Source organism: Agrobacterium salinitolerans (assembly GCF_027498475.1).
GTDB lineage: Bacteria > Pseudomonadota > Alphaproteobacteria > Rhizobiales > Rhizobiaceae > Agrobacterium > Agrobacterium salinitolerans.
In genome coordinates, this window is sequence record NZ_JAPZLN010000006.1 from 129,085 (window position 1) to 154,518 (window position 25,434).

Consider the following 25,434-nt stretch of genomic DNA (forward strand, 5'->3'; position numbering starts at 1 on the left):
ATAATGATTGATCGTTATATAAGAATTGTTATTAACATAATTAAGTTTAGAGTAAAGCAAGAGGGAAATAAATTAAAACACTTTATTCAGTTACAAACAATTATGAAAATACAAACATAATACAAACATAATACAAACGTCGCAGGAGAAAGATGACACCGTAGGATATTTATGAGCCAAGGATAGACTTGCCAGAAGGCGAGATCGTCCTCATAGCTTAGTCGCCTTGGGCGGGCCCTAACTGGTGGGCTCCATCTTGAGAAAAAACAGCTCCTTAGTCAGGAAGGTGGCTTCCAGAACAGCGCGACCAACCTTATAGATATCGTCGGCATACTCCGGCAGGATCTCACCGAGAACCGGTGTCGCAATATCTTCGGTGACTTCACCATACTGGACGATGACCTTGTTGCCGGTGCCCTGGGAATAGCGGATACGGCCGACCGGAGCATCGCACTGCCGTTCCTTGACGTTAACCTTTGCGGTGCTCACGACAGGCGCCCACGCGTACATGGATTCACCGCTGACAACGGCATGGTCCTGAACAACCGTGAAGGGCAGAGCTTGAATAAGGTCGTTGCAGAGTTCGGGGTTTTCCTTCGTCGCGAGATAGGCAATGACGCTGATGCCCAGCGGCTCCCAGGTAAGCCGTACCTTTTGACCGTCGCGGATCTGAACACGCCGAGAGGGATCGGCCAGGGCCGCGATGGAACCTTCCGGGGTCTCGTAAGTGAGATGTTTTCCGATGCTCCAAGGGAAGTAATGGAATGACCAGGCGGCCAAACGGTTGAGGTAACCCAGGAACGCCTTGACGGCCTCAACCGCCTCGTCGCGGCTACCAGCCGTCGGAAGATATTTGGTGATCGCTTCGGCAAAAGCGCCCATTTCCTGCAAGCCGCTGTAGCGCAGATAGTTGCTGTATGCGTAGTCAAAGCGGTGCACGAGTGCGCAGCACTGCTCGAGGGTAAATCGCTCATCCTGGAACGTCAGCAGCAACGGATACCACGTGTACATCGACTGGTCGCGCAGCATGCCGTTCACGAAGTCGAGGTTCGTGAAGTATTGGTTGTTTGTCCCGACCGCGAAGGTGCCGGTCCGGATATCATGAAGCTCCTTCGGCTCGATATGGAGGATTGCCTTTGTTGAAAGCGTGATCTCTGCAACGAGCTGTCGGAGGTCGGGAGCGACTTGCCTGCAGGCCATGTGTTATGAACAAGAAGGTGGAAGCAAATAGATGATGTTAGGAAAGGGTGGGATTGCAGGGTGGGCAGGCACGATACTTATAGTGGAAAAAGGTATGGAGCAATTTCGCCGAAATCTGGGTGGGCCTTCTAAATATTGGGCGGGCCGCCCACGTAACTATAATTGCAGGGGCCCACCAGGTTAATTGCGTGGCCGCGTTGATTGGGTGATATTATTACCTAACATGAGATTGTTATTTGACAGGATATATCCCCTTGTCTAGTTCGTCAGTTCGTCAGTTCGTCAGTTCGTCAGTTCGTCAGTTCGTCAGTTCGTCAGTTCGTCAGTTCATTAACATTGCTCCGCGCTTGCCTGATTTGAGAGGTTGTCTCTGCACGGGTCTGCAGCGACATATGGCTACGAGGACCTACCTTGCCGATGAGCCGTATCCATCCGGCGTAGGCCGCGGGGTTTATGATCTCGGCTCGTCTGCCATGATGCGTTCGATCCTTTCGGGATCACATTGCTCATCGACGCGGAATTGCCGGACACCGCCCTCGCAGGTGCGGATACCGGCGAGGAATTCCTTTAAGCTCTCGATGCCCCGGTCGGTGAAGGTCGTGACGCCCTCTTGGCTGCCGTCATGGGCATGGATCATCTCGCCGTAATCGATATTGTCTGAGTTGCTGGCGATTTCCTGGAGGAGTTCGAGGTTCTCGCCGATCAGCGAAGCAACATAATCGATCGTGTAGACATGCGTCGGGCGCGCTGACCTTGCCCCGTTGTGAGCCGCTAAGCGCATTGTCCTCACCACCAGCTCATGTGCTGTAACGCGCGAAGCTGTCGCAGGCTGTACCCTCTATAAGTTAAGGTACAACTCTGCCGTTGGATGAATTAGCCTCCTGAAACGCTTCCTTTACGTGGCTGATCAAAGCACGTTCAGTCTCGTTAAGCGGCGTGGAGGTGGAGAATATTGCCCATAGTCGCCGCGGCGGGACTAAATGGTCGAGAGAGAACGTGTCCACGATCCCTGCCTCGATCTCCTTGATCATCACCGACGCTGGCAAGATCGTGCCAAGAGGTGAACGACGCAAAACCGAGACGATCAGAGGTACCGAACCCAACCGCATTACCGGCTCGAGCTGCACAGTAGACTTCGCAAGTGCCGTCAGAAGAGTTTGATGCATTGTGAGCTGTGAAGGTGCCAGAAGGAGCGGGATGCTCCTCAGCTCGTCTGCCGAAACTCTCTCGGCCTGAGGCGCAAAATTCAGCTTCCTATTGACGATCAGGACGACGTCTTCGCTGCGGCCAATTAGTAGAGAGCCTACTTGCGGATCGATCCTACCAACGACAGCAATATTGAAACGGCCGGTTAGAACGCCATGATGCAGTACATGTCGAGGGCCCTCCACAACCTCGATTTGGCAGTTCGGAAATTCATTGTGAAATGCGCTAAGCGCCACGGCCATGCATTCGGACGTCAAGGAATCTGCGCTCCAACTCACCGGTAACGCAATCCGAATTGATTGTTCAAAGGCCGCAGCTATGTGGCTTCGTTCGCCCAGAGTGTCGTTGAAAGCCCTCTCAACGCCGACAAACAGCGAATGCAGCCTTTCAGCATCATCGGTCGGTTCAGAACCGGTCTTCTTCCGGTCGATAAGCCTTGTCCCGAGCGCATATTCGATCTGTTCAAGCTGGGCCGGTATCATCGGAGCAGTCCGTCCGGCGACGCGGGCAGCGCTCGCCATGCTGCCGGTCTGCACCACACGATTCACGGTAGAAATCTGCTTCAGGCTAACCTTGGGATGGAAATTCGTGGCTTCGGACCAGCCCGAAGGGGCCTCGACGCCTTTGCGGACATCATTTAGCAGATTTAACAGAAGTTCATGGTCGTTAGAGAGCTCTGCGGTCACGCAGCACGACGGACTGCGAATTACCGGAACCGCAGTGATGCCCTGGATGCGAAGACGCTGGGGTACAGTCAGTTGGGGCAGAAGTAGATCCGACTTGCGGATGTCGTCGATGAGCCCTCGGAGATCCTGCAGACTTCGATCGGTGGTGGAAATCCGTGATGTCGCGATACCGCTGGAGCGGTCGAATTTCGTGTCGCTTTGCAGTGTACCCGGCAGATCGGGAATTTCGGTTTTTGGAGCAATGTCACCACGCTCGGGTCGCTCCCCAACCGTATGGGTCAGCCTCGTCCAATGGTCTGGAGCAACGACAACAGAAGGTCCGGATACCCCAGTACCGATGGTATGTTGGATCTTGAGCTGCCCGAGTGGCACCGCGTCTGACAGAAGATGGCTGGGACCGTTCTGCATTCCGAAGGCGCCAGTACCCGTGAAGATCAAGTCTACATAAGGGTGGTCGGGTTTGGAATGGAAGCGGCGGATCGCCGTGATTACAGCGTAGGAAATTGCTGTCCAGGTATAGTCAACGTCTAATTTGAGGATGACGGGCGCCGAAGGCGCCGCGCTGCCGCCAAGTTTGGCATGACTCAAATATTCCTCGGCAAGGAGGAGACGAACACTGCGATTGTACAGCCAGACCGCCGAGCGTAGCGGAAAGGAGTTACGCCCTTTGCGACCAAAAAGCGTCACTCCAATCTGGGCTTCGAGCGTGCTGAGCTTGGCACTCAATGCCGATGGTGTGAGACCAAGCTTCGCGGCCGCATGCGCCATCGTTGGACTGTCGCAACTGACAACGAAAGCTGCCAGATGCGGAAAGTCGATCTTGGGCATACTAACCTCGGATGAATGTGCGCATCAGAACCTTGCGCGAGCTCTGGAGACCCTATGCTGAAAAGATATCGGACAACCGGGTTGCCTTGTCCAGATCACGGATCGCCCAAACATGCTTTCCGAAATCGGCCACCCTCGACTGCCTTGCGCGGGAAATGCCTCCCGCCAGTTTCCTGGTGATTTCCTCCCATCCGGCTGGATCGTCGGGCGCCCCTCGCGGCACACGCCGCCGCTCGGCCAGTCGCTTTCCGTCCAGGAAGACCACTTCGATGTCGGGGTTGTCCGAATCCTCACTCCGCGCGAACATCGCCACCTTGACCAATAGCTCGGAAACGTCCTCATGTGCGATGGCGTTCGTTTCAAAATCGTTCAGCGTTAACTCGCCTTGGAGCAGGGCGGTCGCCACCGTATAGTTCATGCTGAACTTCGCCTCGATTCCCGTTCTCGGCTTCGGAAAGCGCAGATAGCGGATGCACTCGTCGCGGACGAAACAGTTGATCCGTTCGATCGCTTTGATGTCGAAACCAGACAGCGCTCGGATCGTCAATGCGCCATCAATTGCAAGATGGGTGCAGCTGCAGCAAGGATAAAGCTTTACTGCAAGGCCGGGGGTAACAAGTTCCCAAGGGTTGCCGAGAGCTGGCAACGTTGCTGCTGATCCGCCTGTGAATGCATCCAGGAAACCGGATGGTGCCTCAAGGATGCCAGATCCGGCCGTGAAGTCGCTTTCTGCCAGCTTTGCAGCAAGGAAGCCAGCTTGAGCGGCCCGGCCGCAATGCAAACTCTTCGTCATCGTTCCGGTGTTGCCAAGGATGCCCCCGGCAAAGGAGCACGCGATCGCGAGTGCGTGCTCCGTTTGGCGCGCGTCGAGGCCACGCAAGTTGGCCGCAGCGCCGGCAGCTGCGAGAGTCCCGAGCGTCGACATCGTATGCCACCCTTGGCGCGTATGTGCGCTGCCCACTGCGATGCCAAGCTTGCAGGCGATCTCGATCCCGACTGCATAGGACCGCAGGAATGCCCGGCCGCTCGCTTGCGTTTCGAAGGCCGTCGGCAGCAGCGCACTGACGATCGGGGCACTCGGATGGCCATTCATCGAGAACTCGCTCGTATCATCAAAGTCGTCTGCATGCGCGCAGGTGCCGGTCAGAAGAGCCGCCAGTGCAGGATCGCTCCAGCAACCTAGACCAGGGACGGGAATGCCCTCCCGATCGTTCCCTGGTGCGCATACTGCAACGAGAATTTCTACAGGCCGAGACGCCGTGCCAGCATATATGCAAGCGAGTGTGTCGGCCACATGGATCTTTGCGCGCTCGGACACAGACTGAGGCACTTCCCGCACATGGGCGATGAAGTCGGAAAGCTCGGCTGTTATGGACATGACAATGTTCGGACTTGTGCGCCTTGGAAATGAAGAAAACAGGCCATGTCTTGGGCACCTAGCGGAGACGCCGGCCGTAATTCGCCAACTGTTTAGGAGATTCGCTCCAGGAATTCGGCCGTGCGAGCGTTTTGGGGGCGACCAAAAATCTGCTCTGGTGGCCCCTGTTCAATGATGGAGCCCTTATCCATCACAACGACTCGGTCGGCCACCTCTCGTGCGAAACCCATTTCGTGAGTGACGACGATCATGGTCATGCCCTTGCCGGCGAGTTCTTTCATGACAGAGAGAACTTCGCCGACCATTTCCGGATCAAGTGCGCTGGTCGGCTCGTCAAAAAGAACAATCTCGGGCTTCATCGCGAGAACGCGAGCAATTGCTACACGCTGCTGCTGGCCACCCGAGAGTTGCGCGGGATACTGATCTCGCTTATCGGCCAATCCGACGCGCTCCAGCAGGGCAATTCCTTCCTGGATCGCCTCTTGCCTCGGGCGCTTTAGAACATGAACGGGAGCCTCGATGATGTTCTGCAGAGCGGTCAGATGCGGAAATAGATTGAAGCGCTGGAAAACCATGCCAACATTCCTGCGGATTGCGGCCTTTTCCTTCTCGCTGAGTGGGACCTTTTTACCGCCTGCGAGCTTGTTGCTCACAAGTGCGCCATTCAGGTAGATCTCACCGCTCTGGATTTGCTCCAGATGATTGATACAACGGATAAGCGTCGTTTTGCCGGAGCCGGACGGACCGATGACGACAACGGTCTCCTTAGGTTGGACCGTCATTGAAACATTCTTGAACACGCTCAGGGTACCGAACGACTTGCTTACGCCGCGGAGTTCCACGGCAGGTGCCACGCTGGCTTTGGATTGATCGGCCATTTCAGGTTTCCATCTGTAACAGGTTGGGGGCGTTCGACTCGGGCTCGCGCGCAGCAGTGCGAGGACTCCAGGACAGCCGGTTCTCGATCCATTGTTGAAGGACGGTCCACACCCCGGTCAGCACGAGATAGTAGACGGAGATCGCCGCATAAACTTCGAAGGTCTTGAAGTTTTGCGATCGCAGGCTGTCGGCGACGTGTACGAGTTCTGGAACGGCGATGACGCTCAGGAACGCAGTGGTCTTGAACATCATGTTGCATTGGTTTCCGAGCGAGGGGAGGATGATGCGAAGCGCCTGGGGGAGGATGATCCGGCGCATCGCCAACGACGGCAACATGCCCAATGCCTGTGCGGCCTCGCTTTGTCCTTTCTCGACCGATCGGATGCCGGCCCGCGTGATCTCGCTCATATATGCTGCTTCGTGCAAGCTGAATGCGAATATGCCAGCGACAATCGCTCCGCTGATGGAAAACGCCGGCGTCGTGATTGTCGACGGGAAGATGTCAACACCGATCAGGTAGGGCAGCCCAAAATAGATTAGAAACAACTGCACGAGGATAGGAGTTCCTCGGAAGAACCAGACGTAAAGCCAGTTGAAACCTCTAAGCGCGCCATACAGGCTCAGTCCGAATAGTGCCAGGAACAGTCCCGCAATGATCCCGACCGCCATTGATGTGAGAGTGACGGAGACGGTGAGCCAGACAGCATATATAAGCTGCGGTGGTGGCGAGAAAACCAGCTCGAGGAAATAGTGCAGGTCAAAGTTCATGATTGAGCTCCCGGAGCAACTTCGCCGCCTTCATGAGACCGAGTGGCGTTCGAGCGACTACGCTCGCCGAATTGGGTGCGGACCAGGTCATATCGAAACGAAGCCCTTTGAATAACGCTTCTCCAATGCTTCTTGGAGAAAGCTCCAAGCGGTTGTGAGCGCGAGGTAGTAGATCGATACGCCGAGATAGACCTCGAAGGTTTTGTAGGTCACTGAATTCACTGCGTCGGTGATAAACAGCATCTCTGGAACCGCGATCAGGTACAGCAACGATGTCGCCTTGAACATGCCGTTCATCTGATTGCCAAGTGGAGGCAACATGATGCGAATTGCCTGTGGCAGAATGATCCGCTGCATGAGAAGCCCCGGCGTCATGCCGACGGCCCTGCCGGCATCCCACTGGCCATGGTCGACCGAAGCGATAGCGCCGCGAGAAATTTCGCTGAAGTATGCCGCCTCATGGAGCGCGAAGGCGGTCACCCCCGCGACAATCGCCCCGCTGATCGAAATGAAGCCGAACAGATGCACGTCCTGCGGAAAAAGATCGACATTCGTCAGATAGGGGAGGCCGAAATAGATCAGAATGACCTGCACAAGGAGCGGTGTGCCGCGAAACACGAAGATGTAGGCGCTGTTGAACCAGCGGAGCACGCGCCATCGTGATAGTCCGAACAGGGACAAGACAAGCCCCAACACCACACCGATGACCATGGACGCGAACGCGACCAGAACCGTCGTGAGCAGACCGCGCAGAAGGGCGGGCCGGGGATTGAAGACAAAATCCAGGAAAAAGGCGATATCGAACTGCATGTCGATAATGTCCCCGTTTCTTATTGTGTTCGAGTTCCGTTGCCGAGGACCTTACCTCTTGCGCGGAGGGCTGCCGCCGAAGCGGCAGGCCAGGAGTGTACACCTACTCGAACCTATCGAGCGTTGGGCATCTGCGGAAAATCATGGGCACTGCTTGTCGTTGCGGCAAAGCTCGACATGGCCGTCCATGCCCCAGGTCTTGGCGGCCTGCTCGACATAGCCGCTTTCGTAGAGAGAGACATAAGCCTTGCGTACGGCTTCTTGCAGCGCAGGGTCGTCCTTGCGAAGCACAATACCGATGGTGAGGGGGTCGATCGGTAGACCGCCGATCTCATATTTATCGCCGGTGAGCTTCTTGAAGTAGGAGAGTGTCATCGCGTCGCTCACGAAAGCGTCCACACGTTTCAGATCGAGCTGCCGGAACGTGACCGTATTCTGCGGATAGGACTGGATCTCGATCGGTGGCTTGCCTTCGGCGCTGACCTTGGTGTTGGCTTCCTTCAGTAGGCGTTCGTTGGTGCTCGAGACCAGAACCGCGACGCGGTGTCCTGAAAGATCCTCGTAAGTCTTGATATTGAGGGGGTTTCCTTTCGGGACAAGGAGGCCCATCCGCTCGCGCACGTACTCCACGAAATTGTATTTTGCGACGCGAGCTAGACTTTTCGAATTGTTCGACATGACTGCATCGCATTTACCCGTGTCCAAAGCAGCGAAGATACTGGCGAACGGATAGTGGACGACTTCGGTTTTGATACCCATCGCCGGGCCAATCGCCGACATTACGTCAACATTGAAGCCTTTCGGCGTGACGCCGTCTTCATCCAGGAAGCCGCCGGGGGGATTGCCGAGTTCGGTGCACATGACAATCTTGCCGGCCTTCGCCAGTTTTTCGGTTGGCTCGACGCTCTTCGTGATTCCCGAAGCCGCCTGGCTGTTTTCATATGCTTTGCCTTCGGATGGCTCCGCCGCCTTTGCTGCCGGTGCGATACAGACTCCGGCAAGAAGTAGATTCACGATCAATGCGTAAGAACGAATTCTCATTGTATTCCCCTTTCTTCTTCACGATGTTAGATCGTTTTCACTACGCGGGACGCATCTCCTGTGATCGAGAATTACGTCCAGGTGTTTTGGTTTCGGCAATGGGCGATGGTCGCTGGCTATTCTCCGCTGTTGTTGTCATGGACGCACCGCTAAGCTGTCATTGCTGCAAAAGCCGGTTTTCCTCCGCGAGTGCATTCGGGATTAAATCGAGCGTCGCTCTTTTGCTTTCCTTGATGAAGCGCGAAACCGTATTGCGTACGAGGGTTGCTCTGACCGAAGCGTCATAATCAAAAGAACGGACGGCCAGGGCAGCCCGGACGTCGATGGGCCAGATGGCGTCGAACGCCTGTCGCGTTTCACAATGCGAGAATCGGTTGTTGCCCTTGATCATGGCCGACCTGGCTGCCTCAGTGGCCTTCATATCGATCGTGAAGTCATCGCGAATTACCACCCCGTAGGCCGCGCGAGCTTTTTCAGCTGAGACGACGCCCCGCTTTACGTCCGCGAGCACAAGCTCGGGATCTCTCTCTGACGCTGGCCCAAACCCGCCCCCCGCCGGAGTGATCAGGCGGACGACGTCACCCCGCTTGAAGTGGAGAACGTCAATCTTGCCGATCTCACGTTCATCCTTCGTGTCGGGGTTGACGATGACGCGCGCGAGGGATCCGGCTTCGCCGCCCATGATACCCCATGGAGTGAATTTGAGCCGATCCATGCCGCGCACCGTCATGACGGCCTCAACGTCGGTGTTCTCCAGATCCAGGACCACCGAGGCGCCGCTGCGCCAACGACCCGGTGCCTGGCTGTCGATGACAAGGCCGTATCGTTGAACGCGCATGATAGTTTCGACTTCGATAGTCTCCGCCGGCACGGTCAAAAGTGAGCCCGACCGGTTGTCGACGCCATCGATACCGTCGTGTCCTATTTTACCGCCACCGCCGCCGCAAATTGGATTGATCACGCTCACACGCTTGCCGCCATGAAGACGGTCGCGTCCGGTGACCACGATGATCCCCGACATACCCGGGCCAGCTGCGGCCAGTCCTCCGGGGATTGCGGCGTTCAAGCAACCAAGCACAACGTCGTAGACGCGGGTCGACGCGGTGACGCGTGATCCGCCGGCGGCTGGGAAGTTCGCATTGATGATCGTTCCGCGGGGAGCGATGATCTTGACCGGCCGCAGAAGGCCACGGTTCCGGGGAGCGTCTGGCGCCTTTGTCAGGATATAGTAGATTAGCGATTGCAGGGTATAGGGATGTGTGGTCGAGCCAGTGACATAGTTGAAGGCTGCGAGGACCTGAGGATCCGTTCCGGTAAAATCAAACAGTAAATCGCTGCCGGTGACCGTCATCTTCGCATGGATATTGATGAATTCACCGGCCTTCATACCCTCAATGTAGTCGGCGAACTCGTAAATTCCGTCGGGAATTTCGGCGATAACCTCCCGGGCCCTCGCTTCTGATAGGGCGAGCGTTGCATCCATCCCGTCGATGACTTCCTGCGTCGAATACCGATCACAGAGTTGGCCGAGACGCACATCCATGCTCTTCATAGCAGAGAACATTGCTTGGATATCGCCCCACAGCTCCGATGAGATGCGGCTGTTATCGAGCAAAATGTTTCTGACGGCCTCGTTGAGAACTCCCTCGCGATACAGAAGCACGGGGCGGAGCCTCAGCCCCTCCTGAAATGTTTCCGTAAGTGTCGGCGCTATGCTTCCGGGAACCGCGCCGCCGATGTCTGAGGCATGCACGAAGGCCCATGCCAGCGCTATGAGCCGGCCGTCGCGGAAGATCGGATGCACCAGCGACACATCCATCATATGGGTGACCATGCCGTCGCTTGAGAATGGATCATTGGTTATGATGCAGTCTCCAGGCTTCAGGGAGGAAATTGGGATATCACCGAGACCGCCCTTGACCGACAGTCCGATGAAGGCGCTGACACCGGTATTTACGGGGTAGGCGAATGCTTCACCCTCAGCATTTGCCAATGCGCACTGGAAATCCTGAACGAGCTTCACGAAGGTTGTGTGAGCCGTACGCTGAAGGGTCGAGGATGCTTCTTCGACGATCGCGTTGAACCGGTTCGCCATGATTGCAGTTTGTACGGGATCCATTTTTACTGCCTCCGCGTCAGTGCGAGTGCGCCGGTTGCGAGGGCGCTCGCGTGAAATGCTGCTGGTACGAGGACGGTAGAATCGTCCTCCTCGATGACGCACGGCCCCTTGACCGTGCTGCCGACAGTCAGGTCCTTGCGCCGATAGGTGCTGGCGGAAGGATGGAGCTTTCCGGCAATGCGGATGTCGCGCTGCCCAACGGGCGCAATTTCAGCACGAGGCCCAAGTGGAGCGTGCTCGTCTGGAGGCATAGGCAGACTGCCCCGGACACGCACGCGCAGTTCAACGAACTCCACTGGCGCAGCCGTGTCGCAATGGCTGTAAAGCCGCAGATGCTCATCATGGAAACGATTGGCAATAGACGTAAGATCGGGAAATCTGCCATGACTGACAGGCACTGCGACCGCGACTTGGAATGACTGTCCCCTATATCTCAGCTCGGCCCAGAACTCGTGTTCCACCGAAACCAGTCGGGATCCGTCGATCTGGTTCGATAACCAGACCAGGGTCTCATCCTTGAGCTTTTCGAATTCCGCCGCCACGAGTTCGTCGGTGACGGTCGAACCCTGGATCACCGCAATGACATCGTGTGTAAGTGAAGTCACGACCCCGCCCCGAGCGCAGAAGACCGAGGGAGCGGGCGGCACGATGATCGAATTGATGCCGACCTCATCGGCCAGAAGCGGACCATGTAGCGCACCATTGCCGCCGAATAGCACGAGGGTGACGTTTTGCGGGTCGAGGCCATGGGCGGCAAGATAGGGCAGAATGCGGCTTACCATATTGGAGGTAGTCACCGACAAGCACGCGTCAGCCGCTTCGGCAGTCGAGACGCCGAGCTGCTGCGCCACGGAGGAGTAAGCAGAAGCGGCGCGATCGACATCGAGGCGCATCGCGCCCCCGAGGAAATTCTCGGCGTTCAGATAACCGCACAGGAGGTAGGCATCCGTAACCGTCGGCATGTCGCCGCCGCGGGCAAATGCAGCCGGTCCAGGAAAAGCGCCGGCACTCTCCGGACCGACTCGCAATGCAGGACCATTCAACCGCACCAGAGAACCGCCGCCGGCGCCGATCGCTTCAATTTCGGTAACGGGCAGGGTGATCGGGAAATCGCCGACCGCGCCTTGTGCCGTTACCGTTGGTTGGCCCTGGCGGACCAAAGAGACGTCCGTACTTGTGCCGCCCATGTCGAAGGTCAGCATATATTCATGCTTATTGGTGCTGGCGATGGTTTGGGCGGCGGTGATGCCGGAAGCAGGACCGGACAATAGGGTATGCACCGGAAAGTTCATGGCGTCGGCGAGGCCAAGCGCGCCGCCGTTTGACCGTGTCACGTAGAGGCGCGCCGAAGTCAGGCGCGAGTTCACATACTGCTCAATGTCGTGGAGATAGGACTTTACACGCGGCTTGACGTAGACGTTCAGGGTTGCGTTGACCGCACGCTCGTATTCGCCCATGCGAGGCCAGATGTCGCTCGATATGCAGACATCGATTTCAGGTGCCGCCGCCGTGATGATGTCGCGGACCTTTCGCTCATGTGTAGGATCGCGGAAGCTGTGCAGGAGGACTACTGCTATGGAGGACACACCTTCGGCGCGAACCGCGGCTACGGCCTTCCTGACTGCGCCTTCGTCTACCACGGTCAACACCTCGGCATCCGCGCTCAATCGTTCGGGAACCTCGAAGACCAGGTTTCTGGGCACCAGCGGCAGGGCGCGCGATGAAAAGAGATCGATCGGGTTCTTCAGACGCAGTCGCTGCAGCTCAAGGATGTCCCTGAAGCCTTCCGTTACGAATAGCGCTACCGGTTCAGCCGAGCGTTCGATCACAGTGTTCGTGCTGACCGTCGTTCCGTGCATGACGATGACTTCGTCGCCATCCTCAACCTCAAGCGCCTCCAGTAGCGGCTCGAAACCGTTTTGGAAACCCTGTGCGAAATTCGGTGGAGTAGAGGGCACCTTCAGGCGCTTGATCCCTTTTCCGGAATCCGCTCGCCATCCTACGAAGTCGGTGAAGGTGCCACCAATATCCACGCCAATCCTAACCAGTGCCATCGAATATTTCCCATTTCCTCACTTGTCTGAAGGCAAAACGATACCTGCATGGCCCGTGGGGCCACGTCGGCAAGTCATCTGCATTCAGCGTTTGATGAGCTATCTTGAGACAGAGCATCAGAGTTGCGTAGTGCAGTTTTATTAAATTGGGTGCATAGTTTTTTTGAAGTGGATGCCGCCTCGGATTCTTGGCGGCACTTCTTGTCACAAAAAACAGCGCCACAGGGCGCTGCTTGTTCCTTATCGTTCGAAGTCGCCGCTTATGGACCGACGGGAAGCGTATTCGGTTTGAAGCGGACGACGAACCGGTGACGGTCGCCAGGGTAGATCAGGCGCACGAATGTGATTAAGTCGCCCTCCAGCCAAGTCCGGCGCGCAATCGAAATGCAGGCCGTGCGCTCGACCACCTGTAGCCTCCTCGCCAGGATCGTATCAGCCGACACGGCGCGGATTGAATGCTCGCCTTCAGTAAAAGGGATGTTCTGAAGCAGCCAGCTTCCAGGCGGTTCGTCTTTGAACTGTTGGCGTTCGGCCTGTGGAACGGCGTCAAGATTGATCTGCCGCGTTTCCATTGTGAACGGAAGATTGTCGGCATAGTGCATAACTTCGAGGGTTAGGAGCCGTGTGCCAACCGGGACTCCTACATGCCGCGCATCGAGCGCGTCGGTGGCCTTTCGGATGCTGCGATCGGTAATCTCGAACGTATAGGTCCTGTCGATTGCCAGCACTTCTGCGCGGATATCCTGAATATGCATCAGCGGCTCTTCAATACGCGGCGGCGCGACGAAGGAGCCGGAGCGGCGCTTTCTCGAAATCATGCCCGAGGCTGCAAGGCTCGACAGGGCCTTGTTCACCGTCATGCGGGAACAATTGTAAATATCAACCAACTCGCGCTCAGGCGGGATGCGGAAGCCGGAGCCCCACTCGCCAGTGGCTATCTTGTTTTCGATGTCACGCTGAATCTCCAGATAACGCGACGACGCCTGTTTGTCTGTCGCGACTTCATCCATTGCTGGTCGATTCATTGTTAAGGAAGCGAGCATCAGTCACCAGTCGTACCTCTTTCACCTGTATTACAAACCTTTTATTGGTCTATAACATATGGTGCTTTGGCCGTATACCAACCGTGCTCATCGCAACAGCTCAATAAACTTTCTGAACGTCGGGAAGGGAACGCAGGGAGCCGCCCCTTCCCGGCTTATTCAGTCGAATATTAGAGCAACGGCAAAACATCCTTCGAAACGGGCGTTGCCAGGCGGCCGGTCGCAACGAGCTCCGTCGCGCGCTTGAGGTCTTCGGCCATGTATCGGTCGTCTTCGAGTTTCGGCACGGCGGTGCGAATAACCTTGCGAACTGCATCGAGCTCCGAACTGGAGGTGAGTGGCGTTCTCAAGTCAATACCCTGGGCTGCGCTCAGCGCCTCGATGCCCACAATCGAAAAGAGATTGTCGGTCATCTGCAGGAGACGCCGCGCGCCATGGCAGGCCATCGACACGTGGTCTTCCTGGTTAGCCGAGGTAGGGGTCGAGTCGACAGATGCCGGATGCGACATCTGCTTGTTCTCTGACATCAGCGCGGCCGAGGTTACCTCCGCGATCATGAAACCCGAGTTGAGGCCCGGCTTCGGCGTAAGAAACGCCGGCAGGCCATAGCTCAGGACCGGATCGACAAGCAGCGCAATGCGGCGCTGAGCGATCGCGCCGATCTCGCAGACGGCGATTGCAATCTGGTCCGCCGCAAATGCTACTGGCTCGGCGTGGAAGTTGCCACCGGATACGATCGTGCCGTCGGACAGGACGAGCGGGTTGTCCGTCGCGGCATTGGCTTCGATCATCAACGTGGCGGCGGCTTGACGTAGCAGATCGAGGCAGGCGCCGGCGACCTGAGGCTGGCAGCGAAGGCAATACGGATCTTGTACCCGCTCATCCCCCTCTTCATGGCTAGCGCGGATTTCGGAACCCGCCAACAGCCTGCTCAGCGCGCTGGCCACGTCGATCTGGCCCTGGTGGCCGCGCAGGGTGTGGATTTCTGGATGGAACGGCGCAGTGGAACCCATTGCGGCGTCCGTCGATAGCGCGCCGGAAATGAGGGATGAAATGAGAGCTCGGTGGGCGCGAAAGAGGCCGGCCAATGCCAGCGCCGTCGAGGTTTGGGTGCCATTGATCATGGCAAGACCTTCTTTGGCCTTCAAGACGATAGGGGTGAGGCCCGCCTTTGCCAATGCCTCTTTGGCTGGCATGACCTCACCGTCGAACTTCGCCTGACCTTCGCCGATCAGCGCCGCAGTCATATGGGCGAGCGGAGCAAGGTCACCGGAGGCTCCGACCGAACCTTTCTCCGGAATAATAGGGAGAACATTCTTTTCGAGCATCGCGGAGAGAACGTTTATGACCTGTGGTCGCACACCTGATGCACCCCTGCCGAGCGAGATCAACTTCAGCGTCATGATGAGGCGAACGATACCGTCCGGGAGTGGCGCTCCAACCCCACAGCAATGTGACAGGATCAGATTGCGCTGGAGGGTTTCAACGTCGTCGGCGGGAATGCGCACACTCGCCAGTTTGCCGAAACCGGTATTGATGCCGTAGTGAGCGATATCTCCCCCAGCGATCTCGGCGACCTTGTCGGCGGATATCTGCACTCTCTTCAGCGCCGCGGCATCGATCACGGGTGCGAGCGTGCCATCATAAACGGCAGCCAGGGTTTCCAATGAGACTTTTCCGGGAACGAGCGCGTGGGCCATGTTTAGAACCTTTTAGGGGGACAGGAGATCCAGAGGCATACATAATAGCCATGCGTCCTCTATTTTGTATATACCAATACGAAAATGGACCAAATGTAAAGCGCCGCGCAGCAAAAATACGAACAGCGGCTCTAAAGAGGTGCCGCTCTAATGCCGTCGTGGTGGCAACGGATTGATTATGTTCACTGAACCGGATTGAAACGACCGTGAAACTCTTGCCCGTTGACGGCTCGCCCGTAGAACATTCCTAGATACCACGGGAAGTAATGGTAGGACCACGCGCATAGGCGATTGCCATACATAATGAAGGTGCGGAGCAGTGTTTTGAGTTCTTCCTTGTCGTCCGTCTGCTTCATCGCCATACGAAGTTTGTTCGAGAAATCCAGCAGCGTGTTAAGACCGGAATAGCCGAGATACTCCGAATACGCGGGATCGAATGCTTCAACGGCGGCCACAAAGTCGTCGTGCGAGAGCGTATCGATAAGTTTGAGGAGCGGGTAGGCGGTGTACATGATATAGTCGCGGAGCATGCCGTTGGCGAAGTCCCAGGCAGTGAAAAACTGACCGTAGGTCCCGGTATCGCCGATCTGTCCCGTTCGGATCTTACGCAGATCCTCCGGCTCTACCGTCTGGATGCGCTTGGCTTCGGCGTAGAACTCGGCTGCGACGCCCTTGAGGTTTCCGAAGCGGCCCTGTCCATTGAAGGCTTCCGCGGGATCGTGTGGCCTTACCTCTACGAAGATCCTCTCCTTCGCGAAGAACAGATTGTTCCAGATGGCTTTGCCGACGATGGGAAGCAGATGGTGGTATTCCGGACGTACCTGTCCCAGCACCGGCTGCGCCAGGGGCTCAAGGCCCTTGCCATACTGAATGGAAAACTTATTGCCGGTCGCCTGGGAGTATCTCAGATCCCCAACGGCACAATCGACGATCCGCCGACGCAGCCGCACCGGCGCGGTGCTGATCGTCGGCGTCCAAGCATATAAGGACTCGCCGGAAACGACGGGATGAGCCTGCATCACCTTGAATGGCAGGTCCTGCCAAAATTCCTCGCACAATTCAGGGTTATCATCATCCGCCAATTCAGCCACGACCGTGATCTGAAGTTCCGGCCACGCGATATCGATCAATCTTCCCATTTTCAGCGCGCTCCGAAGAAAAATTCGAGCCAGTGAGACCGCGCCCCGAATAGGTATATACCATAGAGGTTGCTCGGCTGGTCGCAACGACGAAATCGCCTTAATCGGCGCTGAGCGAAAGAAAATTCCCATACAAAAAGGCGTATTTGTCTATTTTTGTGCAATTTTGGAATGATGTTAGAGGAATATTTCAGTTTCCGGATCGAGGCGCGGTCGTTTTCTGGCCCGTCAAGCCGTTAGTTTTTGGGCTAAACGTATATTTTCCTAAGCGGTATGCCGGACGAAAATATTAAATGGTCTATACAAAACGGAGTTTATGGCTATGCTAATCCGAGTGGAGGTCACCTGCCACGCACAAGATCAACCATAGGATTCTGAGAAATGTCGTTTAACAGCTTGAGTGACGTCGTTAAGGCGGTGAAGGAAAAGACGGCTGCTTATGAAAGCACCGAGCCGAAGGAGCTTCATGATATCCGGACCGGCACCTTCGCGGTCGGGACAAACAACCAATACTTCACGAACCTCGACTTCGTGAACGGCATGCTGCGCGACCAGTCGATGTACACGTGGTATCCGTTGCTGCTGACGTTCCAGGATGAGCGATTTACCCTCGAGCAGTGCTGCGCACTCGTGCACCGCTTTGACTACGCATACAGCAACTATCTGCGCTACAGCGGCTTGCAGGAAATGGGCGCTTTTGCCGAAGCGATCACCAAATATCTTCCGACGGCTGGTAGCCGCGACGAGGCGGTTGAGGCCGTCAAGGCGTTCCTGGGTTACCTCAACCGTTTGGCCGCCTGGTCATTCCATTACTTCCCTTGGAGCATCGGAAAACATCTCACTTACGAGACCCCGGAAGGTTCCATCGCGGCCCTGGCCGATCCCTCTCGGCGTGTTCAGATCCGCGACGGTCAAAAGGTACGGCTTACCTGGGAGCCGCTGGGCATCAGCGTCATTGCCTATCTCGCGACGAAGGAAAACCCCGAACTCTGCAACGACCTTATTCAAGCTCTGCCCTTCACGGTTGTTCAGGACCATGCCGTTGTCAGCGGTGAATCCATGTACGCGTGGGCGCCTGTCGTGAGCACCGCAAAGGTTAACGTCAAGGAACGGCAGTGCGATGCTCCGGTCGGCCGTATCCGCTATTCCCAGGGCACCGGCAACAAGGTCATCGTCCAGTATGGTGAAGTCACCGAAGATATTGCGACACCGGTTCTCGGTGAGATCCTGCCGGAGTATGCCGACGATATCTATAAGGTTGGTCGCGCTGTTCTGGAAAGCAACTTTGGCGACAAGAAGCCGATCATGCTCACGATCGAACTCGCATAACAAGCGTTCAGCCGGGGCGGTTTCTAACGCGAGCCGCCTCCCTTTGGCGACAAAAAATTGACTTGATTGGCTAAGCCTTTCTGTTAATATGTATAGACCAAACCGCAGGAAACATGCGGTAACAGGAGAACGGCGAAATGGCATTCTGGTTTGAATTCGACAAAATCAGTGACCTTCCGAACAATGCGGGACACAGCGTCCTGGATGACGGAAGTTCGTTCTGTTTCAGCCATGTAACCGACTTGACGACGCGTTTCTTTAGGGGCGGATTGGCGTGGCTATCTGGCATGCAACTGCCAAACATATCGCCCCGATGACGCTGAGCCTTAGCTCCTCCGAGGACAGATCCCAGCGGAAAAGAAGCGGCATTTGTATATGAGATGATGAGCCTCAAGCAACGGAGGCAAATCTCAAACCTGAAGTCAACTCAATGTTTGCGGTAGGGCACGGTGTCCGACGCAGAACGGTTTGTCTCGCGTTGCTGCGAGCCAAACCCCAACCAAGGGGAACTAACCATGAAATGGCAATTTGGGAAAGCCATCGTCGGTGGCGCAATGTTGGTCGCAGCTTGCGCGCTGAGTTCAGGAGCTCAGGCGCAACAAAAGGAGCTGATCGTCAGCGGTTTTGGCGGTGCCTATGACGAAGCAATGGCTGCGAGCGTGAAATCCTTCGAACAGGAAAACGACGTCAAGGTCACCATTGTTGCCGGGTCCGGCGCGAACAACATAGCCCGTGTCCGCAACAAGGAAGTCGACGTTATCGTTTCTGATCCGGTTTTCGCGCTTCGCATGGAAGCCGAGAAGGCGTTTGCGCCGCTCGATCCGAAGCTGGTTACCAACCTGAAGGACATTCACCCGAATGCGATCTACTCCGACGCGGTCGTCGCAGCGAATTTCGGCGCATATGTGCTCGCTTACAATCCTGCGGAGGTGAAGCCGCCGCAATCGTGGCATGATCTCGCGAAGCCGGAATACAAGGGCCGCATCGCGCTGCGCGGATTCCGGCCTGAAAATATCGATCTAATCACTCTCTTTGCGAAAGAGGCCGGCGGCGACGAGCGTCATCCCGACGCCGGCTTCGCCGAAATGGCCAAGATCGCTCAGAACATCGACGTCTGGGTGGACTCGCACGCCAACCATCTCGAACTGTATCGCAACGACCAGATCTCCATGAGCATGTGGACCGATGGCCGCATCGGCTGGGCGCGTGACACTGAAGGCGTAAAAATCCAGGGCGTCATTCCGAAGGAAGGATTTTTCCCGCTCGCCTCGACGCTTAGCGTCGTTGCCGGACGTCCGAACACCGAGTTGGCCGAGAAGCTGGTCAACCACTTACTGAGCCCCGCCTCGGGACTCAATATGGCCACTCGCCTTGGTTATTTCCCGACGAACCGCGAAGCTAAGCTGCCGCAGGAAGTCCAGGCAAAGATCATGATCACGCCAGACAACGTCAAGGATCTGAAAAGCGCCGACTGGAAGTACATCGTTTCGGTCTATGATCAATGGCAGCAGCGCTGGGAACGGGAAATTCAACGATAATGACCCAAAGTTTCGACATTGAACTGTCGCACTGCCGCAAGACGTACGGCGACATCAACGTTCTGGACGACGTCTCCCTTCAGGTCAAGAACGGTGAGTTCATCACCGTTCTCGGCCCAAGTGGTTGCGGCAAGACAACGACATTGCGTGTGATCGGGGGCTTCATCATTCCCGACAGCGGGCGTGTTTCGATCAGAGGCAGGGAGGTTACCAACCTGCCTCCCTACAAACGCAACATCGGCGTGGTCTTCCAAAACTACGCCCTGTGGCCCCACATGACTGTGGCAGAAATCCTCTCGTTCGGTCTTCGCATACGCAAGCTGCCCCGGGAAGAGATCGCGCGTCGTGTAGACCGTGCCCTCAGCATGGTGCAATTGACCGGCTTGAAGGATCGATATCCTCGTGAACTCAGTGGCGGGCAGCAGCAACGCGTCGCCATGGCACGAGCGCTTGCGATCGATCCTGAGGTGATCATTCTTGATGAGCCGCTGTCCAATCTGGATCGGCGCTTGCGGGAAGAACTCCGTATTGAATTGAAGCGACTGCAGCGGTCTCTTGGGGTGACGATGCTATTCGTCACGCACGATCAGGAGGAGGCGCTCTCCATGTCCGACCAAGTGGTGGTCATGCAATCCGGAAGGATTCAGCAAATCGCCGACCCGAGGACAGTCTATGAGCGCCCGGCGAACCGTTTTGTTGCCGGCTTTCTTGGTAGCGCAAATTTCCTGCCCGGAGAACTGGTGCAGAATTCCAAGGAGAGCAGGGCCGAAATCAAGCTCAGCAATGGCGCCGTCGTGACTGCGCATGCGCCGTCGGCCAGGGCGGTCGGAGAGAAGGTCACCGTTATTGTTCGGCCCGAGTGGCTGGTACTTGAACGGCAGGGCAGCAATCCGCCTGCAAATCAGCTCGAGGGCACGGTCGGCGATGTGATCTATGAAGGCTCTGCAATTCGATATGGGATCAAACTCACTCACGAACCTGAGGCGCCCGTTTTCCTGCAGGAACGGTCTAACGCCGATGTTTTGAAACCCGGAGACAAGGTCAGGATCAATGTCACTAACGCCGTCGTTGCCGCAGAGTGATGAACGCAGAGGACTTTGGGAGCGTGTGGTTGCGTGGTCTACCCAAGCGCCGCTGTTCCTGCCGTTCGCCTTCGTCATCTTGTTCTTTTTCGTTCCCATGTGCTGGCTCGTTGCGACGAGCATGTCCTCCCATGAGGTTGGCAGCGCGCCTGTATTTACAGGCACGCTAGAGCACTACGCGAGGTTCTGGACGGACCCCTTCTATCTCGAAACAGCGCTCTGGACGACCGTTAAGCTGTCGGTTTTGTCCACGGTGCTTGCTCTGATTATCGGGTATGTGCTGGCCTACTACATTGCCGAGCTCCCTGCTGACCGCAGAGGGTTTCTCACCAGCATGGTGGTTGTGTCCCTCTCTGTGAACATCGTTATCCGGATCTTTGGATTGAATGTTCTTCTAATGAGCGGCGGACTTATTGATAGCGCCCTGACCTTCATGGGGATGCCGAAGGTCCGCATCATGTATACCGAGCTTGGGGTTTTGATAGGGTTGGTTCAGATCGCCATCCCGTATGTCGTTTTGCCTCTTATCGGTGTCATAGCCGCGATCGACCCGGCCCTCAAAGAGGCGGCGGCAAGCGTGGGCGCCAACAAGTACAAGACCTTTTGGGCCGTAACCTTCCCGCTGTCGCTGCCCGGAGTCGTGGCGGGCACACTGATTGCGTTCACTTTGAACGCCGCAGCTTTTGCGATTCCGTCCCTCATGGGCGGCGGTCGGGTCAAAATGATGGGCATGATGGCCTACGAACAAGCCACCGTGCAGGGGAACTTCCCCTTCGCAGCGGCGATCGGCATAAGCCTGACGATTCTGAGCATCCTGATTACTGCAATCTATTTGTTTGCCATCAATCAAACATTCCGCACGGCGAGGAGAGCAGCATGAGCGCTACCACAACTGTCTCGACGGGGAAGGGCGTTTCGGCCAGGAAGGTGTGGTTGCCACTCCCCACAGGATTAGGTATTGCCGCTTTCTGCGCGTTCGTCACCGTCGTGGCGCCACTGTTTGTGGTCGCCGGCGCAGCTTTGAACGCGGAAGCCATGTTCTTTCCGCCCAAGCAATTGACGTTGCATTGGATGATTGCGGCTCTCACGGACAGAAGCTTCGTGAATGGCGCCCTCATCAGCTTTGCCGTCGCAGCAGTAGCAGCCACGGTCTCAACGATCTTCGCACTTCCGGTCGCGCTCCAATTGCGGAAAGCACCGCCCACGGTGGCGAAGGTCCTGACTTTGTCGTTCATGGGGCCGTTGCTCGTACCCTCGGTGATCTTTGCTCTGTCGTTGTATTCGGTGATGATCTACGCTTTCGGGGTGACGAACCTATTTGCGCTCGTCATCGGCCACGTGATGATCACCATGCCATACCCGGTACGAACGATCACAGCCGTTACCGAGAACCTCGACCCCGCGCTGGAGGATGCTGCAAGCAGTGTCGGCGCAAATCCGTGGCGTACGTTTGTGTCAGTAACGTTGCCGTTGATCAAACCTGGTGTGATCGCTGGCTTTCTCTTTGCTTTCATAACCTCGTGGAATGACTTCTCCATCTCGGTCTTCCTCACGCCGCGCGAACTGCAGCCACTGCCGATCAAAATCTATGAGTATCTCCTCTACCAATACAGGCCATTGATAGCCGCAGTTGCCACCTGGTCGGTGATTGGTTCGGCCATCGTCGTTCTCATAATCGACCGTCTGGTGGGGCTGAACGTCTTTACCGGTCGTCGCGGCTAGTACAGTAGATATGATCACATCTGAAATTTAATTTTAAGAAGGGGCGCTCGGCGCCCCTTTTTGCATGCCAGTTTATTCCCCGACGCCTCGAAATTACGCCAACGCAAAACAGGCGACCTTGCAAGGACAAGACCGCCAACTCGCCTCCGCGTGTCGATCAGCGGCGAACCAACTTCTGCATTGTGGTGAGGAAGCGTCGATTGATCTTGTCTCGGGCGACGTGGCGACCGGCTACCACTTGTCTGCGGCCTTGAACCCAAACGTTGTCGATCGCAACCCCATCTGCAAAGATCCAATGATCCAGGATCTCGTCATCTTCGAGATAGGGAACTTCTGTGAGATTGAGTGAAAGCATGTCGGCAGAATTGTGTACCTCAATGCCACTCTCCGCGTTCAGCGCCATGGCGCCGCCGCGGACGGCAGAGACGATAAGATTGCGACCCGTTGAGCCGCCCGGCGCTGCCAGGACGTTACGTGCTTGGAGTCGCAGTCGTTGTGAATATTCAAGTTGCCGCAGCTCTCCGTTCAGGGAAATGAGAACGTTCGAGTCGGAACCAATGCCGACACGGCCTCCTTGTTCGCAGAAAATTTGGCCTGGAAAAATACCGTCGCCAAGATTGGCCTCGGTAATCGGGCAAAGCCCAGCGATAGCGCCAGTCCGCGCCATTCTTGCCGTTTCGATTTCGGTCATATGAGTTGCGTGAATTAGGCACCAGCGCTGGTCCACAGGTGCATTGTCCAACAACCATTCAACAGGACGAGCAGAGGACCAGGCAATACAATCCGAAACTTCCTTCATCTGCTCGGCGATATGGATATGGATTGGCCCTCCGCCAGACATTGAGGTGACCGCAAGCAGTTCCTGCGGTATGACGGCTCTCAGGCTGTGTGGTGCGACACCAAGCTCGGCGCCGTCGATTTTCGCGACTAGAGATCGGCACGCAACCATTAGTCGTTCGAAGCTGTCGAGCGAATTGATAAATCGTCGTTGCCCCTCCACCGGTTCGAGTCCGCCGAAATCCGAGTGGGCGTAAAAGACAGGTAGCAGGGTCAAGTTTATTCCGGTGGCACTCGCGGCCGCTGCGACTCGTTCCGCCATTTCCGCAATGTTGGAGTAATGGTTTCCATCCGGGCTATGATGCAGGTAGTGAAACTCGCCGACACGGCTGAAACCTGCTTCAAGCATTTCCATGTAGAGCTGGGACGCAACAGCCTCGACATCGTCGGGGCTCATCGTCAAGGCGAACCGGTACATTACATTTCGCCAGCTCCAGAAGCTGTCATCTGACGGCCCGCGGGTCTCGGCCAGACCTGCCATTGCGCGCTGAAAGGCGTGGCTATGGAGATTGCCCATCGCAGGCAGAATGATTTGATGGTGTTCGTCGGATGGTGCAGGATCAGCATCGGTCGATACCGACGCGATGGTTCCGCTCTCGACCAACACCCTGACATTGTCGTGCCAGCCGCTCGGAAGAAGGGCCTTCCGTGCGAAAAGTGCTGAACTGTTCAATTCCTTCATAGCTTCCCTCTGATTTTTTGCGAAACGCAGGCAACTTTGGTGCTTGCAATTCCGTGTATTGGTATATACAAAATATCAGTAATGAAAGACAAATATAGAGCAACGGGGATCGAGATGTCAGTGGCAACGCCCGCATCCGATGAGGAAATCGTCGTTTGGAGGAACGCGCATCTGGCGACTGTCGCGGGAGATCGAGACGGCCTGGGTGTCGTAGAGGGTGGCGCGATAGTGGTCAGAGGTGACCGCATCGCATACGTCGGAACCGACGCAAATCTCCCGGCGTTGGCGAGAGGCGCGGTTCAAGTCGATTTGGAGGGCCGGTGGGTGACGCCGGCATTGATCGACTGCCATACGCACTTGGTATTCGGTGGCGACCGCGCACACGAATTCGAAATGCGACTCGCCGGTGCGTCGTGTGAGGAGATCGCACTGGCCGGTGGGGGAATTGCTTCTTCTGTAAACGCCACGAACAAATTTTCCGAGGATGAACTCGTTTTGCAAGATCTGCCTCGACTTGACGCCCTCATGGAAGAGAGACTGTCGACGGTCGAGATAAAGTCTGGCTACGGCCTCAACGTCGAAGCTGAATTGAAAATGCTGCGTGTGGCAAGGGGATTGGAGACGCTGAGACCGGTGCGCGTCGTGACCACTTATCTCGCCGCCCATGCGATCCCGTCAAGTTACAGAGGCAGGAATGGCGACTACATCAAGGATGTCGTCATCCCTGGACTCGAGCGGGGCAGGAGGGAAGGTCTCATCGATGCGGTGGATGGTTTTTGTGAAAATATCGCATTTTCGCCAGCGGAGATATCCAAGGTATTCGACAAGGCGACTGCGATAGGCCTTCCGGTAAAGTTGCACGCGGAGCAGCTATCCGATCTTGGAGGAGCAAAGCTAGCCGCGTCCTATCGAGCGCTCTCGGCAGATCATCTTGAGTGCCTCGATGAAGAAGGTGCCCAAGCGCTCGCTATGGCTGGTACGGTGGCTGTTCTTCTGCCAGGAGCATTCTATACACTCCGAGAAAAGCAGCTGCCGCCAGTGCAAGCGCTTCGCAATGCCGGCACGCCTATCGCTATCGCAACAGACTGCAATCCGGGCACTTCACCACGGACCTCGTTGCTGCTGACTATGAATATGGCAGCCACGTTGTTCGGCTTGACGGTCGACGAGTGCGTCGCTGGCGCGACAAGAGAGGCTGCACGTGCCCTTGGTCTCTTGCATGAAACTGGAACCCTCGAGGTCGGAAGGTCCGCTGATTTCGCGATCTGGAATATCGGACGGCCAGCTGAGCTGGTCTAGCGGATGGGCTTCAATCCCCTGCATGCGCGAATATTTAAGGGACGAGGACTGCGGCCGTGACTTTAAGTCATGTCCCTGGCGTTTCGAACCTGGC

Annotated in this window: 20 protein-coding genes; 6 read left to right on the top strand and 14 right to left on the bottom strand. The window is 56.4% G+C overall.

What is annotated here, in order from left to right; genetic code table 11:
* Positions 1 to 237: 237 nt before the first annotated feature.
* From O9X91_RS20565 to O9X91_RS20625, 13 genes are all read right to left on the bottom strand, one after another.
* Positions 238 to 1,200 carry a cucumopine synthase-related protein gene (locus tag O9X91_RS20565; RefSeq protein ID WP_032489816.1) on the bottom strand — a complete coding sequence of 321 codons (963 nt, stop codon included), beginning with the start codon at positions 1,198 to 1,200 and terminating at the stop codon, positions 238 to 240.
* Between the two features lie 451 nt (positions 1,201 to 1,651).
* A complete protein-coding gene (locus O9X91_RS20570; protein ID WP_077768168.1) occupies positions 1,652 to 1,981 on the bottom strand; it encodes a hypothetical protein in 330 nt (109 codons plus the stop codon).
* A 64-nt stretch (positions 1,982 to 2,045) separates the two neighbouring features.
* On the bottom strand, positions 2,046 to 3,920 hold the full coding sequence (locus tag O9X91_RS20575; RefSeq protein WP_077768167.1) for a LysR family transcriptional regulator: 1,875 nt from the start codon (positions 3,918 to 3,920) through the stop codon (positions 2,046 to 2,048).
* Positions 3,921 to 3,972: 52 nt separating this feature from the next.
* Complete coding sequence (locus O9X91_RS20580) at positions 3,973 to 5,298, bottom strand: MmgE/PrpD family protein (protein ID WP_077768166.1); 1,326 nt, start codon at positions 5,296 to 5,298, stop codon at positions 3,973 to 3,975.
* 92 nt (positions 5,299 to 5,390) lie between these two features.
* Positions 5,391 to 6,176: an amino acid ABC transporter ATP-binding protein gene (locus O9X91_RS20585; protein WP_077768165.1), complete on the bottom strand. Its 786-nt coding sequence runs from the start codon at positions 6,174 to 6,176 to the stop codon at positions 5,391 to 5,393.
* A 1-nt stretch (position 6,177) separates the two neighbouring features.
* Positions 6,178 to 6,945, bottom strand: coding sequence for an amino acid ABC transporter permease (locus tag O9X91_RS20590; RefSeq protein WP_012475919.1), 768 nt, complete (start codon positions 6,943 to 6,945; stop codon positions 6,178 to 6,180).
* Between the two features lie 87 nt (positions 6,946 to 7,032).
* Entirely contained in the window at positions 7,033 to 7,755 is a 723-nt protein-coding gene (locus O9X91_RS20595; RefSeq protein WP_012475920.1) for an amino acid ABC transporter permease, read from the bottom strand.
* Between the two features lie 141 nt (positions 7,756 to 7,896).
* Entirely contained in the window at positions 7,897 to 8,796 is a 900-nt protein-coding gene (locus tag O9X91_RS20600; RefSeq protein WP_012475921.1) for an ABC transporter substrate-binding protein, read from the bottom strand.
* Between the two features lie 157 nt (positions 8,797 to 8,953).
* Positions 8,954 to 10,915 carry a hydantoinase B/oxoprolinase family protein gene (locus tag O9X91_RS20605; RefSeq protein WP_077768164.1) on the bottom strand — a complete coding sequence of 654 codons (1,962 nt, stop codon included), beginning with the start codon at positions 10,913 to 10,915 and terminating at the stop codon, positions 8,954 to 8,956.
* 2 nt (positions 10,916 to 10,917) lie between these two features.
* The gene (locus O9X91_RS20610) at positions 10,918 to 12,969 is read right to left on the bottom strand and encodes a hydantoinase/oxoprolinase family protein (RefSeq protein ID WP_012475923.1); all 2,052 of its coding nucleotides are present in this window, start codon (positions 12,967 to 12,969) and stop codon (positions 10,918 to 10,920) included.
* 260 nt (positions 12,970 to 13,229) lie between these two features.
* Positions 13,230 to 13,979, bottom strand: coding sequence for a histidine utilization repressor (gene hutC / locus O9X91_RS20615; protein ID WP_161596396.1), 750 nt, complete (start codon positions 13,977 to 13,979; stop codon positions 13,230 to 13,232).
* Between the two features lie 203 nt (positions 13,980 to 14,182).
* A complete protein-coding gene (gene hutH, locus O9X91_RS20620; protein WP_012475925.1) occupies positions 14,183 to 15,712 on the bottom strand; it encodes a histidine ammonia-lyase in 1,530 nt (509 codons plus the stop codon).
* A 182-nt stretch (positions 15,713 to 15,894) separates the two neighbouring features.
* Positions 15,895 to 16,842, bottom strand: coding sequence for a cucumopine synthase-related protein (locus O9X91_RS20625; protein WP_204814888.1), 948 nt, complete (start codon positions 16,840 to 16,842; stop codon positions 15,895 to 15,897).
* Between the two features lie 390 nt (positions 16,843 to 17,232).
* Here O9X91_RS20625 and O9X91_RS20630 point away from each other — a divergent pair, with 390 nt between their 5' ends.
* The 5 genes from O9X91_RS20630 (at position 17,233) to O9X91_RS20650 (ending at position 22,522) form a co-directional block, all read left to right on the top strand.
* Positions 17,233 to 18,180, top strand: a complete 948-nt coding sequence (locus O9X91_RS20630) for a cucumopine synthase-related protein (protein WP_012475927.1) — start codon at positions 17,233 to 17,235, stop codon at positions 18,178 to 18,180.
* A 449-nt stretch (positions 18,181 to 18,629) separates the two neighbouring features.
* Entirely contained in the window at positions 18,630 to 19,718 is a 1,089-nt protein-coding gene (locus O9X91_RS20635) for an ABC transporter substrate-binding protein (protein WP_012475928.1), read from the top strand.
* A complete protein-coding gene (locus tag O9X91_RS20640; RefSeq protein WP_077768160.1) occupies positions 19,718 to 20,800 on the top strand; it encodes an ABC transporter ATP-binding protein in 1,083 nt (360 codons plus the stop codon). Before O9X91_RS20635 ends, O9X91_RS20640 begins: the two co-directional genes overlap by 1 nt.
* Positions 20,769 to 21,680, top strand: coding sequence for an ABC transporter permease (locus O9X91_RS20645; protein ID WP_012475930.1), 912 nt, complete (start codon positions 20,769 to 20,771; stop codon positions 21,678 to 21,680). Before O9X91_RS20640 ends, O9X91_RS20645 begins: the two co-directional genes overlap by 32 nt.
* Entirely contained in the window at positions 21,677 to 22,522 is an 846-nt protein-coding gene (locus O9X91_RS20650) for an ABC transporter permease (RefSeq protein WP_012475931.1), read from the top strand. Before O9X91_RS20645 ends, O9X91_RS20650 begins: the two co-directional genes overlap by 4 nt.
* 157 nt (positions 22,523 to 22,679) lie before the next feature.
* On the opposite strand, the gene O9X91_RS20655 is transcribed toward O9X91_RS20650, so the two are convergent.
* Positions 22,680 to 24,041 (bottom strand): formimidoylglutamate deiminase, encoded by a 1,362-nt coding sequence (locus O9X91_RS20655; protein WP_012475932.1) that lies wholly within the window; start codon positions 24,039 to 24,041, stop codon positions 22,680 to 22,682.
* Between the two features lie 114 nt (positions 24,042 to 24,155).
* Between O9X91_RS20655 and hutI the strand changes: the two genes are divergently transcribed.
* The gene (gene hutI, locus O9X91_RS20660) at positions 24,156 to 25,340 is read left to right on the top strand and encodes an imidazolonepropionase (RefSeq protein WP_234888143.1); all 1,185 of its coding nucleotides are present in this window, start codon (positions 24,156 to 24,158) and stop codon (positions 25,338 to 25,340) included.
* Positions 25,341 to 25,434 lie beyond the last annotated feature (94 nt).

Excerpts from the sequence above, each read along its gene's own strand:
- O9X91_RS20565 (WP_032489816.1), bottom strand. The coding sequence starts at position 1,200 with ATGGCCTGCAGGCAAGTCGCTCCCGACCTCCGACAGCTCGTTGCAGAG.
- O9X91_RS20570 (WP_077768168.1), bottom strand. The coding sequence starts at position 1,981 with ATGCGCTTAGCGGCTCACAACGGGGCAAGGTCAGCGCGCCCGACGCAT.
- O9X91_RS20575 (WP_077768167.1), bottom strand. The coding sequence starts at position 3,920 with ATGCCCAAGATCGACTTTCCGCATCTGGCAGCTTTCGTTGTCAGTTGC.
- O9X91_RS20580 (WP_077768166.1), bottom strand. The coding sequence starts at position 5,298 with ATGTCCATAACAGCCGAGCTTTCCGACTTCATCGCCCATGTGCGGGAA.
- O9X91_RS20585 (WP_077768165.1), bottom strand. The coding sequence starts at position 6,176 with ATGGCCGATCAATCCAAAGCCAGCGTGGCACCTGCCGTGGAACTCCGC.
- O9X91_RS20590 (WP_012475919.1), bottom strand. The coding sequence starts at position 6,945 with ATGAACTTTGACCTGCACTATTTCCTCGAGCTGGTTTTCTCGCCACCA.
- O9X91_RS20595 (WP_012475920.1), bottom strand. The coding sequence starts at position 7,755 with ATGCAGTTCGATATCGCCTTTTTCCTGGATTTTGTCTTCAATCCCCGG.
- O9X91_RS20600 (WP_012475921.1), bottom strand. The coding sequence starts at position 8,796 with ATGAGAATTCGTTCTTACGCATTGATCGTGAATCTACTTCTTGCCGGA.
- O9X91_RS20605 (WP_077768164.1), bottom strand. The coding sequence starts at position 10,915 with ATGGATCCCGTACAAACTGCAATCATGGCGAACCGGTTCAACGCGATC.
- O9X91_RS20610 (WP_012475923.1), bottom strand. The coding sequence starts at position 12,969 with ATGGCACTGGTTAGGATTGGCGTGGATATTGGTGGCACCTTCACCGAC.
- hutC (WP_161596396.1), bottom strand. The coding sequence starts at position 13,979 with ATGGATGAAGTCGCGACAGACAAACAGGCGTCGTCGCGTTATCTGGAG.
- hutH (WP_012475925.1), bottom strand. The coding sequence starts at position 15,712 with ATGGCCCACGCGCTCGTTCCCGGAAAAGTCTCATTGGAAACCCTGGCT.
- O9X91_RS20630 (WP_012475927.1), top strand. The coding sequence starts at position 17,233 with ATGTCGTTTAACAGCTTGAGTGACGTCGTTAAGGCGGTGAAGGAAAAG.
- O9X91_RS20640 (WP_077768160.1), top strand. The coding sequence starts at position 19,718 with ATGACCCAAAGTTTCGACATTGAACTGTCGCACTGCCGCAAGACGTAC.
- O9X91_RS20645 (WP_012475930.1), top strand. The coding sequence starts at position 20,769 with ATGTCACTAACGCCGTCGTTGCCGCAGAGTGATGAACGCAGAGGACTT.
- O9X91_RS20650 (WP_012475931.1), top strand. The coding sequence starts at position 21,677 with ATGAGCGCTACCACAACTGTCTCGACGGGGAAGGGCGTTTCGGCCAGG.
- O9X91_RS20655 (WP_012475932.1), bottom strand. The coding sequence starts at position 24,041 with ATGAAGGAATTGAACAGTTCAGCACTTTTCGCACGGAAGGCCCTTCTT.
- hutI (WP_234888143.1), top strand. The coding sequence starts at position 24,156 with ATGTCAGTGGCAACGCCCGCATCCGATGAGGAAATCGTCGTTTGGAGG.